Source organism: Amorphus sp. 3PC139-8, assembly GCF_040750475.1.
Taxonomy (GTDB): Bacteria; Pseudomonadota; Alphaproteobacteria; order Rhizobiales; family Amorphaceae; genus Amorphus.
This window is the reverse complement of the sequence record NZ_JABJVY010000021.1, coordinates 1-13276: the sequence shown is the minus strand read 5'-3', so window position 1 is coordinate 13276 and position 13276 is coordinate 1. Positions and strand designations below refer to the sequence as shown.

The 13276-nt window shown below is 63.4% G+C and carries 13 protein-coding genes; 9 read left to right on the top strand and 4 right to left on the bottom strand.

Annotated elements, in window-relative coordinates; genetic code table 11:
• Position 1: 1 nt before the first annotated feature.
• Positions 2 to 1192 (bottom strand): ubiquinol oxidase subunit II, encoded by a 1191-nt coding sequence (gene cyoA / locus HNS03_RS18015; protein WP_367197316.1) that lies wholly within the window; start codon positions 1190 to 1192, stop codon positions 2 to 4.
• Between the two features lie 403 nt (positions 1193 to 1595).
• Between cyoA and HNS03_RS18010 the strand changes: the two genes are divergently transcribed.
• The gene (locus tag HNS03_RS18010; protein WP_367197315.1) at positions 1596 to 2909 is read left to right on the top strand and encodes an MFS transporter; all 1314 of its coding nucleotides are present in this window, start codon (positions 1596 to 1598) and stop codon (positions 2907 to 2909) included.
• Between the two features lie 196 nt (positions 2910 to 3105).
• Here the strand turns inward: HNS03_RS18010 and ggt are convergent, their stop codons facing one another.
• A complete protein-coding gene (gene ggt / locus HNS03_RS18005) occupies positions 3106 to 4737 on the bottom strand; it encodes a gamma-glutamyltransferase (protein ID WP_367197313.1) in 1632 nt (543 codons plus the stop codon).
• Between the two features lie 291 nt (positions 4738 to 5028).
• Here ggt and HNS03_RS18000 point away from each other — a divergent pair, with 291 nt between their 5' ends.
• The 4 genes from HNS03_RS18000 to HNS03_RS17985 all read left to right on the top strand — a co-directional run bounded on the left by HNS03_RS18000 (position 5029) and on the right by HNS03_RS17985 (position 9127).
• Positions 5029 to 6150, top strand: coding sequence for a C4-dicarboxylate TRAP transporter substrate-binding protein (locus HNS03_RS18000; RefSeq protein ID WP_367197312.1), 1122 nt, complete (start codon positions 5029 to 5031; stop codon positions 6148 to 6150).
• Between the two features lie 68 nt (positions 6151 to 6218).
• Positions 6219 to 6779 carry a TRAP transporter small permease subunit gene (locus HNS03_RS17995; protein ID WP_367197310.1) on the top strand — a complete coding sequence of 187 codons (561 nt, stop codon included), beginning with the start codon at positions 6219 to 6221 and terminating at the stop codon, positions 6777 to 6779.
• Positions 6780 to 6833: 54 nt separating this feature from the next.
• Complete coding sequence (locus HNS03_RS17990; protein ID WP_367197308.1) at positions 6834 to 8138, top strand: TRAP transporter large permease; 1305 nt, start codon at positions 6834 to 6836, stop codon at positions 8136 to 8138.
• A gap of 206 nt (positions 8139 to 8344) precedes the next feature.
• The gene (locus HNS03_RS17985; RefSeq protein ID WP_367197307.1) at positions 8345 to 9127 is read left to right on the top strand and encodes an IclR family transcriptional regulator C-terminal domain-containing protein; all 783 of its coding nucleotides are present in this window, start codon (positions 8345 to 8347) and stop codon (positions 9125 to 9127) included.
• Here the strand turns inward: HNS03_RS17985 and HNS03_RS17980 are convergent.
• Complete coding sequence (locus tag HNS03_RS17980; protein WP_367197305.1) at positions 9124 to 9966, bottom strand: MBL fold metallo-hydrolase; 843 nt, start codon at positions 9964 to 9966, stop codon at positions 9124 to 9126. The two genes, HNS03_RS17985 and HNS03_RS17980, sit on opposite strands and share 4 nt — an antisense overlap.
• A 202-nt stretch (positions 9967 to 10168) precedes the next feature.
• On the opposite strand from HNS03_RS17980, the gene HNS03_RS17975 reads away from it, so the two are divergent.
• From HNS03_RS17975 to HNS03_RS17960, 4 genes are all read left to right on the top strand, one after another.
• Complete coding sequence (locus HNS03_RS17975; RefSeq protein WP_367197304.1) at positions 10169 to 10861, top strand: DUF1194 domain-containing protein; 693 nt, start codon at positions 10169 to 10171, stop codon at positions 10859 to 10861.
• An 89-nt stretch (positions 10862 to 10950) separates the two neighbouring features.
• A complete protein-coding gene (locus tag HNS03_RS17970; RefSeq protein WP_367197303.1) occupies positions 10951 to 11253 on the top strand; it encodes a hypothetical protein in 303 nt (100 codons plus the stop codon).
• A gap of 122 nt (positions 11254 to 11375) precedes the next feature.
• Positions 11376 to 11723 (top strand): hypothetical protein, encoded by a 348-nt coding sequence (locus tag HNS03_RS17965; RefSeq protein WP_367197301.1) that lies wholly within the window; start codon positions 11376 to 11378, stop codon positions 11721 to 11723.
• Positions 11724 to 11830: 107 nt separating this feature from the next.
• Positions 11831 to 12148: a hypothetical protein gene (locus HNS03_RS17960; RefSeq protein ID WP_367197299.1), complete on the top strand. Its 318-nt coding sequence runs from the start codon at positions 11831 to 11833 to the stop codon at positions 12146 to 12148.
• Positions 12149 to 12292: 144 nt separating this feature from the next.
• On the opposite strand, the gene HNS03_RS17955 is transcribed toward HNS03_RS17960, so the two are convergent.
• Positions 12293 to 12892, bottom strand: coding sequence for a superoxide dismutase (locus HNS03_RS17955; protein ID WP_367197298.1), 600 nt, complete (start codon positions 12890 to 12892; stop codon positions 12293 to 12295).
• Between the last annotated feature and the right edge of the window lie 384 nt (positions 12893 to 13276).

The window sequence follows — 13276 nt, the reverse complement described above, 5'->3', positions numbered from 1 at the left end:
CTTAGGAATTGGACGGGCTGGCGAGGTCGGCGGAGGTCGAAGTCGGTGCCCGTTCGCCGGGCGGCCGCAACCCCGCGCCTCGCAACGACGGCCGGGCCAGCCCGGAGCCTTGAAGCGGGGTCAGATCCCGCGGGGCCCAAGCCGGTTCGTCTCCCGGCTTTGAATCCAGCGGATTGTCAATCGTGCAGATGCTGGCGACGTAGGCTGGCTCGGGACCGAACACGGCGCCGCGGCGGGTGGACTTGTCGTATTCCAGCGGACGGACGTTGTGGATGCCGGCAAGGCCGAGGCCGCCGCTGTCGTCGATCGACATCATTTCGCCCATGCACATCTTGCCGGGATCGACGCACAGGTTGAGGATCGCGTTGTAGAGAGCGGGATCCACGCTGCCGTAGTAGGTCACCGGCACGCTCTCGCTCGGCCGCTCCAGCTCCAGGTAGCTGTCCGCCTGAAGCGTGCCGTCGGACGCCTTCACCTTCTCCACCCATTGGTCGAAGTCGGCGTCGTCGAAGCCATGGAAGGCAAAGCGCATCTGCGAGAAGCCGGCACCGCTATAGTTGGCCGAGAACCCTTCGTAGGTGCCCTGTTCGTTGATCACGGCGTTGAGCTTCGTCTCCATTCCGGGCATCGCGTAGATCTGGCCGGCAAGCGCGGGGACGAAGAAGGAATTCATCACCGAGGACGAGGTGATCTTGAACCGGATCGGCCTGTCCACGGGCGCGGCGAGTTCGTTCACCGTCGCGATGTCGTACTGCGGATAGATGAACAGCCATTTCCAGTCGAGCGCCACCACTTCCACCTCAAGCGGCTGCTGCACCTCGGTGGGTTGCGCCTCCGCCGAGATCCGATCGAGCGGCCGGTACGGATCCAAAAGATGGGTGCCCATCCACGTCACCGCCCCAAGGCAGATGATGATCAGAAGCGGCGCGGCCCAAATGACGAGCTCGAGCTGCATGGAGTGATCCCACTCCGGATCGTAATCCGCCGCCTTATTGGAGTGGCGATAGCGCCACGCAAAATAGACGGTCAGGACCATCACCGGCAGGATGACGAGAAGCATCAGCACCGTTGCGATGACGATGAGATCTCGTTGCTGCAAGGCGATGTCGCCGGACGGGTCGAGAACGACAAAATTGCAGCCGCCGAGAAGGACGACGACAGGTAGAAGAAGGCAAGCGCGGAACAGAGTCATGATTAGCCGATCGATGGGGCACCGAAACGACCTCTCCTTAGCTGCACCGCAACATAAAAACCACCAGACAATTTGTCCGACCTTTCTTTAACTCCTCCGGTTAATATGTCGCAGGGGCTTGCGAGGCCTACCTGCGCCAAGTTCGCCTATTGCGCTGCAATAAAGTGTGGGGCTAGGGATATTCGCCGATAGCCCGTCGAGGATCAGCGCGTGAGGCTGCGACCAGCGGGCGACGGAAAAGGATCGAGACCATGAGGCGAACCAGGTTGGTTGCCTCTGATGCTCTAGGCGAAGCGGACATCGTTTCGCCTTCCGGAAACGCGTAAAAAACAAAGGTTTAGAGCCGTTCTGCAAGTCAGCGAAAAGCTGAATGGCTCTCAGAGTGCAAACGGATAGCGAGACGATGGTGCACACGTTGGAGACAGTCGAAGCTCATGCTCCGCGGAGCGAGCGGCACGCCCGGGTCAAGCCGGGCGAAATTGCGATCGGCGTCATCATCGGCCGGACCTCGGAATTCTTCGACTTTTTCGTCTTCGCCATCGCGTCGGTGCTGGTGTTTCCACAGCTCGTGTTTCCCTTTGTGGACCCGCTCACCGGGACGCTCTACGCGTTCGCGATCTTCGCCCTCGCCTTCGTCGCCCGGCCATTCGGCACGCTGATTTTCATGGCGATCGACCGCGCCTATGGCCGCGGGCCGAAGCTGACGGTGGCGCTCATTCTGTTGGGCACGTCGACGGTCTGCATCGCGTTTCTTCCCAGCTACGGCGCTGTCGGCAGCATTTCGATCTGGGCGCTTGCCATTCTGCGCATCGGCCAGGGCATTGCGCTGGGCGGCACCTGGGATGGGCTCGCCTCTCTTCTCTCCCTTAACGCGCCTGAGAACCGTCGTGGCTGGTATGCGATGGTTCCCCAGCTTGGCGCGCCTTTGGGGCTGATTGTCGCAAGCGCCCTCTTCGCCTTCTTCGTCGGCAATCTTTCCACCGACGACTTCTTTAGCTGGGGCTGGCGCTATCCGTTCTTCGTCGCGTTCGCGCTGAACGTCGTCGCCCTGTTCGCCCGCCTGCGGATTGTGGAAACGTCGGAGTTCCGCACCCTGTTCGAAAGCCGCGACCTGCAGCCCACCCCGGTGTTCGCGACGATTCGCAAGCAGGGCCGGACGATTCTCATTGGCGCGTTCGCTCCGCTGGCCAGCTTCGCGCTGTTTCACATGGTGACCGTGTTCCCGCTGTCGTGGATCTTCCTCTACACGCGGGAAGCGCCGGTGCGCTTTCTCACGATCGAATGCGTCGCCGCTGTCTTCGGCATCCTCGCGATCTTCGCGTCGGGCATGATCGCCGATCGAGTCGGCCGGAGAAATTTGCTCGCCGCCTGCGCCCTTATGATCGCCGTTTTCAGCGGTTTTGCCCCGCAGCTCCTGGACGGCGGCATCATCGGCGAAACCGTGTTCATGGTGCTTGGCTTTATCCTGCTCGGGCTGTCGTTCGGGCAAAGCTCCGGCGCCGTCGCCTCCAGCTTCTCAACCTTCTACCGCTACACCGGATCGGCGCTGACCTCGGACCTCGCCTGGATGTTCGGAGCCGGATTCGCACCGTTCGTGGGACTCTTCCTCGCCAGCGAATTCGGCCTGATCGCAGCCGGCGCCTATCTCCTCTCCGGTGCGATCTGCACGCTCGTCGCCCTGCTCGCCAACCGAGGAACAGGCGTGAGCCAGCTCTAGGTCACGAACCCACAAACGGCTCCGACTCAAAAAAGGGCTTGGGCTTCAGCGGCCCAAACCCTTCGAATCGCTTCAAGAGAAAGCATGTCTGGGCCAAGTGGAGACACTGGCTGACCGTCGGGAACTGGCGTCTCGGCGAGAGAGCGAACAGCTGAACGGGCGAAGGCTAGCTCCGAAAACCGGAGCCCGCTTTGCTTCATTCGGCCACAGGGGCACGGCGACGCGTCGGGTCCGGCCAGAAGCTGACCCCTTCGCGCGCGTAGCCGCCCGACATTCCCATCGGCGTGCCATCCGCGCGCCAGCATGCGGCCCCTTCCATCATGTTCTCCTCGAACGCGATGGCGCACATGCCTCCCGCGACATGGGCGACGTCGACCACATCATGCCCCAGCGCCGCCAGCTCGGCGCGCACATCGGCCGCAATCCCCTGCTCGATTTCGACCACCTGGCCTTGCGTAAAGACCCGCGGCGCCTCCACGGCCTGCTGCAGGGTCATGCCGTGGTCGATCAAGTTCACGATCGCCTGAAAGACGCAGGAGGGAATGCGGTGCGCGCCCGGCAAGCCGAGGGCGAAGACGGGCCGACCGTTCCTGGAGGCGATGAAGGCGGAGATCCCACTCGTGATCCGCTTGCCGGGCTCCAGCGACAGCGCGTTCCCGGGATGGGGATCGAAAAGATACATGTAGTTGTTGGGGATAATGCCGGTGCCGGGAATGACCATCCGGGCGCCGAACAGGCTGTTGATCGTCTGGGTGGAGGTGACGATGTTGCCCTCGCCGTCGGCGACGGTGACATGGGTGGTGTTGGCCGATTCGTTGACAAGCACCTGCGGCTCGAACGCATTCGCCCGGGCCGGATCGATCTCCGGACGGCGCCGGTCGCCATATTGCTTGGAAAGCAGCCGATCGACGGGCACGTCGACGAAGTCCGGATCCGCCGTTGCCGCGCGTCGATCGGAGGCGGCGATCTTGATGGCCTCGATCATCAGATGGAGGGTCTGCGTAGTTCCGAACCCGGAGCTGCGCACGTCGAACGCCTCCAGGAGATTCAGCATCTGAACCACGTGGACGCCCCCGGAGCACGGCGGCGGGGGGCCCACAAGATCGTAACCACGATAGCTGCCGCGCACGGGATCGCGGTGCTTGGTGCGATAGCCGGCCAGATCCTCGAATGCCAGGAAGGACCCGACCTCGCGGAGCCCTTCGGCGGTTTTCCGGCCGAGCGCTCCCGAATAGAGGGTCTCCGGCCCTTCCTCCGCGATCTGTCGTAGCGTGCGGGCATAGTCCGATTGGACGAGGAGCTCTCCGGCGGCCAACGGCTTGCCGCCCGGCAGGAAGAGTGCCGCGATCTCACGATCCAGCCGCAGATCGTCGGCGTGCTCGGCAATGCAGTTGGCGAGATAGGGCGTGATCGGAAACCCTCTCTCGGCATGCCGGATTGCCGGTTGGATCACCCGCTCCAACGATAGTCGGCCGAACCGGTCGAGGGTCTCGCACCACGCTCTCAGATTGCCGGGGACGGCGATCGATCGAGGCCCGACCCGGTTCTCCCGCCCGACCGTTTCCATATAGTCCGGCCATTCGTCGGACACCGGCGTAAACGCATCCGGCGCAGCCCGCGCCGGCGCCGTACACAGCCCGTCGATCACCGCTTCCGCACCATCGGCGGCGCGGATGACGGCACAACCGCCGCCAAAGATTCCCACCATCATCGGCTCAACCACCGTGAGGGTGAACAGTGCCGCGACGGTCGCGTCGGCGGCATTGCCACCGTCTGCCAGCATCTCCATTGCCGCCGAAGACGCGAGCGGATGATTCGTTACAGCCATGCCTCTGCTTCCCCGCGCAGGCTGCTTTTCCAAGGCAAATTCCACCGAGCCGCTAGGGGAGGACGAAATCCCAGAAGTCATGGACCGACACCTTTCATGTTGGCTCATTAGATGAGCCTTTGGTTCTAAATATGGAAGTTGACCCCCAAGGCGGTGTCAAGCCCTCACCCGGCCCAGCAGGGCACTTGCTTCCACTAGGCAGTTGACAGCCGCCCAACCTTTGATCAGCCTATTATGAGAACCAATGGTTCTTAGAATGAACCAAACCAGAGAATGAAACCGGAGAACAGCATGGCCAAGTCACCATTGCTCGCGGTCGGAGCGGCCGTCGGATTCGCCGCAGCGGCGCTCGCGCACACCGCACCGGCGGCGGCGGACACCAACCTCACCTACGGCAGCACTCTTCCTGCGCCGCATGTCGTGCACGAGAAGGGGCTCGCGCCGTTTTTCGAGCGCATCGAACAGCAGACGAATGGGGCTCTGAGCTGGGAAATTCTGCCCGGCGGCGCGATGGGGGGCGTCAAAGAGGCCGTGCAGACGATCGAAGACGGCGTCGTCGACTCCGGCCTCGTCCTCGACATCTACACGCGCCAGGAAGTGCCGATCACGTCGATGTTCGCGGACATGATCGCCATTCCGGACGACTTCCTCGTCTACGCCGCGGCCGCCAACGAAATGCAGTTGCTGGACTGCCAGGCCTGTATCGACGAGCGCACCGACCGCGACCTGATCGCGATGGCCTACTATGCGCCCGATCCCTACTTGCTCATGTGCAGCGACGGCAGCCGGACCTATGCCGATCTTCAGAATAAGAAGACACGGGCGAGCGGACGCATGGGCGTGCTGATCGACTCCTTCGGGGCGACGACGGTCACCATTCCGAGCTCGGAGGTCTACGAGTCGCTGCAACGCGGTCAGGCCGCGTGCTCCGTCGCATCCTCGGCCTGGCTCGACTCCTACGGTCTGAGCGACGTTGTAACCACGGTGATCGATCTACCGATGGGCAGCTACTTCAATGCCGGCCTGCTCTACATGAACAAGTCCGTCTACGACGACCTGACGGAGGATGAGCAGACGGCGATCCGCGACAATCTTGCCGGCCTCGTTGCCGATACGCTCTTTGCCTACCGCGCCGAAGGCCAGTCGGCCGTCGACGCGGCGAAGGCGAAAGGGGTCGAGTTCGTCGAGCCCGATAGCGAGATGGTGGAAGCGCTCGTCGAATTCCGCAAAGGCGAACTCCAAAACACCATCGAAACTGCTGAAAAAGCTGGCATCGAAGGCGCACAGGAGCGGGTAGATGCCTTCATGTCCCTGGTCGAAAAATGGCGCCAGATCGTCGCCGAAACCGGAGACGACAAGCAGGCCTTCACCGAGGCCCTCAACCGGGAGATCTTCTCCAAGGCGACCTTCTAGAGGCTTTGGTCTCCGGGTGCCCGGCACGCAGCCGGGCCTCTTCCCGCCCCGCCTTTTTGGAAACGGCAATGATATCCGCCTATCGCTGGCTGACCAGGATCAACCACGTCATCGTCGCGATCTCCGTGCTGGCCGCGGTCGCGATGATGGTCCAGGTCTCGCTCGACGTAATCTGCAAATATCTGTTCGGCTTTCCGATACCGCTGACGCTCGAAGCCGTCTCTCACTTCTACATGGTCGCGCTGATCTTCCTGCCGCTCGGCCTGGTAACCCGCAAGCGCGGGCACGTCGGCGTGGAACTGTTCACACAGCGCCTCTCGCCAACCAAACGCGCGCTGTTCGACGCCTTCGGCGACCTTCTCGGCATCGCGTATCTGGCGCTGCTTCTGTGGTTCACGACGGCGGAGGCCGCGCACCAGACCCGCATCGGCGAAACCTGGGAGACCGCCTTCGGCTACATCGAAGTCTGGCCGGCCCGCTGGCTGGTCCCGGCCGGATGCGTGTTCATGCTGCTGTGGCTGATGCTGCTGTCGGTCGATGACCTCACCTTCGGAATCACCGGGCGGCGCCTGCTCCCCAACGCAAACACGGACTCGTCTGCCGAACCGGACCGCCCCGCGGCCTCCTGAGCGCCGCGTCGTGCCGTTCGACACCACCAGCTTCCCCGACGAACGGATCGATAGATGGACGGACCGACGGTCGCTCTGATCTGCATGCTCGCCCTGCTTGTCATCCTGGCCGCGCGCGTGCCCATCGGCATCGCGCTCGCCGTGGTGTCGATCGGAGGCATCATCGCCCTGCGCGGCACCCGCCCCGCCTTTGGCATGCTGGGCGCTCTGCCGTTCGACTTCGCCGCCTCCTGGTCGCTGTCGGCTGTCCCGATGTTCCTGCTGATGGGTGCCCTCGTCTATCACACCGGCCTGACGCGCTCGCTCTACGCCGCCGCCCGATTGTGGTTCAATCCGCTGCCCGGAGGATTGGCGGTCGCCTCAAACTTCGCCTCCGCCGGCTTCGCCGCGGCCTCCGGATCAAGCCTTGCCACTGCCGCCGCCATGGGCCGGCTCGCCATCCCGGAGATGTTGTCGTTCGGCTACAACAAAGGCCTCGCAACCGGCACCATCGCCGCCTCCGGCACGCTGGGCGCCTTCATTCCCCCGTCGATCGCGTTCGTGCTTTACGGCTGGTACACCCAGCAACCGATCGGCACGCTGCTGATGGCCGGTATCGTTCCCGGCGTGCTCACCGCGTTCGCCTACACGGCGATGATCATCATCCGCTGCTCCCGCAATCCGGCGCTTGCGCCGAAGGCCGAAATCGTCGGGGGCACGCGCGAGAAGTTCGCTGCCCTTCGCGACATCTGGCCTCTGCCACTGCTCATCGTCTGCATTATCGGAAGCATTTTCAGCGGCATCGCCACCGCGACCGAAGCCGGCGCGGTGGGCTCCGCCTGCGCCCTGCTGATCGCCTTATTCGCCGGCCGCCTGACCCGCTCGAACTTCATGCAGAGCGTCTTGGAAGCCATCGAGACGACCGCCTCCATTTTCTTCATCGCGATCGGCGCCATCCTTTTGACCCGCTTCCTGGCAATGGCCGGCGTGCCGCGACTGATGTCGGACCTGGTGGAAAGCTGGCAACTCGGAACGGTCGAAGTCATTCTCGTGATGATCGTCGTCTATCTGATCCTCGGGATGTTTCTCGACCCGATCGGCATCATGCTTCTGACCTTGCCGGTCTTTTTGCCGATGTTCGACGCCCTGGAGATCAATCTGATCTGGATCGGCGTCCTGGTCGTGAAAATGATCGAAGTCGGTCTCCTGACACCACCGGTCGGAATGAACGCCTTCGTGGTCAAAAACGTCGTTGGAAGCGCCGTCAGCCTCAACCAGATCTTTGCCGGACTGCTCTGGTTCCTTGTCTGCGAGGTGGTGGTCATCGCCCTGTTGGTGGCCCTCCCCGGCCTGTCCTTGTGGCTGCCGGGTTTGATGTGATCCCCTTCCCGATGATCGGCCCACACCGCATTTTCGTTGCGCTTTCGCCGCGCACGCGACGAAACGGACGGGCGCTTTCTCCAATTGAGGCGATAGGATAGGGCATCGAGCAGAACGCGCACTCCGACATTTACTTCCCGCGTGCAGCACGCTCACATGCAAATGTTCGATTCCAGCCTCCGGCAACTTCTGAGGATCATCCTGACTTGGTCTACAAGCCCGTATCCGCGTCGCTCCGTGTGCTCCAGGTTCTGGAGGCACTCAACGCAATTGGCCCGGCGGGCCTGACCGCCATCCACAAGCGCACGGGCATTCCCAAGCCGACCACCTTGCGCATGCTGGAAACGCTGCACGCGGCCGGGTTTGCAAGCTACGACGCTCAAAAACGCGAGTTTGGCGTGGGGCTGAGGTCGCTGGCGCTGTCGAGCGGCTACAACGCCGACGACGAGATCGTCACTCTGGCGCAGCCCGTCGTTTCTCGTTTGCGCGCCGATCTCGGCTGGCCGTCCGATATCGTGGTCTGTCGGGACGATCGTCTCGTCATCGCCGATACGAACGCCCGGGATGCGAGCTTCGCCGTCGTTCGCCACCGAGGGCGGGGCTCGGAAATCCCCTTCACCATTTCGGCGACAGGCCGGGCCTGGCTCGCGTTTTGCGACGATGAAACCCGCAAACGTCTGCTTCGCTTCGAGCGCCCGCACCCGGAAGAATCCGACAGCTTGATGAAGGATCCGGAGCGGCTCGCCACCATCATCGAAACCACCCGTCGGCGCGGCTACGGCACCCAATCCGGGGAGTTCTTCTCCTCCGAAGCGGGGGCCGGCGTCCCGGTCTTCGTTCACGGCGTCCTGAGATGCTGCCTCAACATCGTCGTTGCGCGCAATGCGGTCTCCATGGAGCAGATCGAGGAACGCTACGTTCCCCGCTTGCAACAGGCCGCCGACGAGATCGCGAGCAAGTGCGAAGGCGCGTCCGCCGGCTACGCCTAAGAGACCGCGTCTTCTTCGGCGTCCGCCGGGCCGCGCCCCTCGATGGCCTCGATATAGCGCGCCGCGGAGCGGGCAACGACTGTTTCGGCGTCCGCCTGGATGGTGAGCCCCCAGAACGCGCCGTGAATCCGGTCGAACCGGTATGGCCCCACCCGATCGGTGATCCGGCGCACCATGGCCGCCGACAGCGGTACATAGTTCGGATAGCTCCGCATGAAGGAGACCGCATCGTTACCGGGGGTCACCTGCAGGATATCGCCGGACAGGAGCACGCCGCGCCCCTCCGCGCCATCGGCCCAGTGACAGACGGTGCCGCCGGCGAAGTGGCCGCCGGCCCGGATCAGCGTCACGCCCGGAACCACCTCCAGCGTCTCCCCCGACCAGAAGCGGATCGTCTCGCCCTCCCGCATCACCCAGGCGCGGTCGGCGTCGTGGAGCAGGATCGGAACCCCGCCCAGCGCATCGCTCCAGGAGATCATGCCGGAATAATAATGCGGATGGGAAATCGCGATCGCCGTCAAACCGCCCAGCGCCTCCACGATCGCGCAGGTCGCCGCATCGACGAGCGGTATGCAGTCCCACAGCACGTTGCCGCCCGGCGTCCGCACCAGGAGCGCGCGCTGTCCGATCGCGAATTTCGGCTCGATGCCGATCCCGATCAGACCCGGCTCCTCCTGTTTGAACGCATTGCGATGAGTGGCGCTCAGCGCCTCCTGGCCCGTCCAAGCCTGGCCGGACGGGCGCACATATTGGCGCGCATCGCTGCAGATCGGACAGATCACCGGCGGCGCCCCTGGCGCAAATTCCGTTCCGCACGTCGCACACAAGGGAATCGGCATCGCTGGCTCCGAGATTGCGGTTTCGACGGCGATTGAAGAGCCGACCGCCACCCCGCATCAAGCCTCAATTCCCGAAAAGAACCATCGCCGCCCCCCTCGCCTCTTGCCGGCCGCCAGGGACGCGCCAGCTATTCAAGACGTCCAGTTCGGGAAAGCGGTGCCAGGGGGACATATTTTGACGCGGCATTTTGCGATCTGTTTGTTGGCGGCGGTCATCGCGTCGCCAGTCTCCGCCCAAGAGGTTGTCGATGTGGAGCTGGTGCTCGCGGCCGACGGCTCCGGCTCGATCGACGACGACGAACTGCGCCTCCAGCGCCAAGGCTATGCCGAGGCGATCCTGAGCCCGGAAGTGCAGGCGGCGATTGCCGGCGGCATCCATGGCCGCGTTGCCATCGCCTATGTGGAATGGGGGGGCCCGACCTCCCAGCACACCATCGTGGACTGGACGATCGTGGAAGACACCGCCTCGGCAAACCAGTTCGCAGACGCCCTCGTTCGCGCGCCGCGAGCCGCGTACGGCTACAACTCGATTTCCGCCGCGATCGACTATTCCGTCAACAAGATCGAGACCAACGCGATCGAAAGCCTGCGCCGGGTGATCGACGTCTCCGGCGACGGGCCCAACATCGGCGGACGGTCGGTGACGGCCGCCCGCGACGACGCGGTCAACCGCGGGATCGTGATCAATGCGCTGCTGATCGATCGCCCCGGCGGGCTGTCCCTCGCGATGCCCTCGGCGCAACTGCGCGTACACTATGAGCGCGACGTCACCGGCGGCCCCGGCGCCTTCGTGATGGTCGCCGACGACACCACCCGCTTCGCCGACGCGGTCCGCCGCAAGATGGTTCTGGAGATCGCGGAGCGGACGGAAAGTCCCCGCCGCGCTCCATTGTAGCTGCTCACCTCGCGACTCCCGCTTGACGCCGACGCCTCAACCGAAAACAAAAGCTTTTGAGGCACGATTGTCTTTCGGGAGGGAGTTTCATGAAAGGTTTCATCGGGATCGCGCTTGCGGCCTTAGTCTGCCTTGCGCCGATCGCGGTCCAGGCGTCCACGCTGGAAATGGCCATGCGGATTCAGAACAACGTGCCTCTCTGTCACGAGCATCCTGACTATCCCTGGCAAGGCCGTGTCAGTGGCAATGCGATCGATATCGGATCGGACCGGGCGCTCCCGGTGTCGTTTCTCGGCTGCTTTCCCAACAAAAAAGAATGCGAAGCATGGCTCGGGCCGGCAATGGGCTTTGTGACCGGGCGATTGATCTACGCCAAGTGCACCGAACGCTGATCGGCGCTATTTTGGCGCAACGACCCCTGCCGCTAGGGCCTTTCCCCTCGGTCGGGATAATCTGACCGGCAAGAAATGGCTTTAGACTCAATAGGTCGCCAGTGGTTCCGAGGTGTGTATTGATGATCCGATCGTTCCCGCGTCTTGCCGCAGCCGGCCTGTTGGCACTCTCTGCCGTCGCCACAAGCGCAACGCCGTCGGCGGCACTCGGAGGATTCCTGGCGAATCTGTTCGGACCGCCCCCGCTGACGATCCCCCAGATGCATGCGCTGACGCCGAGTTGCCGCGACCATCCCGGTCCCTGGATCGGCCGTGTCTCCGGACAGAGCGAAGGCACCTACTACGACAGCGAACGCGCCGTCTCCCTGGTCGGCTGCTTTCCCTCGCTCGAAGCCTGCACGCTGTGGCGCCTGAAGATGAGCGGATCGATGCAGGGCCGGCTGATCTATGACGAGTGCCGGCGTCGCTGAGCCTGTCGACAACTCTGCGTGATCGGCCGCGCTCCAACGCGCTTCCCCTCTCCGTTTCGCCGGTGCACACGCTACATCAAGATTGTCGGCGGAATCGGAGAGATGCGATGGCCTCTTGGTTGGAGAAAATGGCGGTCTGCGCGCTGGGTGCAGGCCTTCTGGTCGCGCCGGTGGCCACGGCCACGGCTCAATCTACGGAATATCTGATCGGTCAGGTTCGCAAGGCCGCGCCGTCCTGCCGGCAGCATCCCGACTATCCGATCCAGGGACGCGTGTCGGGCAACCGCGAGGTCGACGGACGCTCGGAGGCGATTTCGTTCGTGGGTTGCTTCCCGACCCAGGCGGAATGCGAGGCGTGGCGCGTGAAAGCCAGCTCGTTCGTCACCGGCCTGATCATCTACAACAGCTGCGGCCCGAGGAAATAACGTCTTCGAGCGCGGCAGACGTCGGCTTGCCGCTCTCATAAAGGCGGCAGGTTCGGATTTGTATCGAGCCAAACGAAAACCGCCGCCCGAGGGGGCGGCGGTTGAAGCGCTGCACCGGATCAATCCGGCCCGATATATCCCGCCTTACGCGGCGGCTTCGTAGAGTTCCAGGACGTAGTCCCAGTTCACCAGGCTGTCGAACCAAGCCTCGAGATATTTCGGCCGCGCGTTGCGGTAGTCGATGTAGTAGGAGTGCTCCCAGACGTCGCAGCCGAGCAGCGGCGTGGCGCCATGGACGAGCGGATTCTCACCGTTCGGGGTCTTCATCACCTCGAACTTGCCGTCACGCAGCGCAAGCCACGCCCAGCCGGAGCCGAACTGGGTGGTGCCGGCATTGATGAAGGCTTCGCGGAACTTGTCGTAGCCGCCGAGATCGGCGTCGACGCGCTCCTGCAGCTTGCCCGGCAGCGAGGTACCACCACCGTTCGGCTTCATCCACTTCCAGAAGTGAAGATGGTTGAAGTGCTGGCCGACCTGGTTGAACAGGCCCGGGTTGGAGCCGTAGCTCTCCTTGACGATCTCCTCCAGCGACTTGCCTTCGAGGCCGGTGCCCTCGATCAGCTTGTTGCCGGTGGTCACGTAGGCGTTGTGGTGCTTGTCGTGGTGATACTCCAGCGTCTCTTTGGACATGTAGGGCTGGAGCGCATCGTACGCATAAGGCAGATCGGGAAGTTCGAACGCCATCGTCATCCTCCGTGCAAAGCGGGGTGGTAGCGGCGGGCGCCACGCCCGACAATGGGCGCCGTCATCGCCGTCGGGCGCGACCATAAGCGGCTCGCGGTCACGGGACAACGCTGAACCGCGCTCTCGGTTTCGCGACGATCCATGAAGAAGAGCCCAAAGCGCACGACTTGCGCCAATCGCGACCGAGACCAGTTCAGTTTTTCACCCAATTGCCGACCAGGTCCAAGTTATCGTTTCGACGCGTTTGCCAATGGCGAACCGGTGCCCCCTTTCGCCTCTAGAGCGTGTCATTTTGTGACGGAAGCGTATCCTGCGTTTTGGAAGTAGTTGGCGCATTCGTCGGATGGGATGGTCTGGACGAGATGCCCGACGTGACGCCATGTG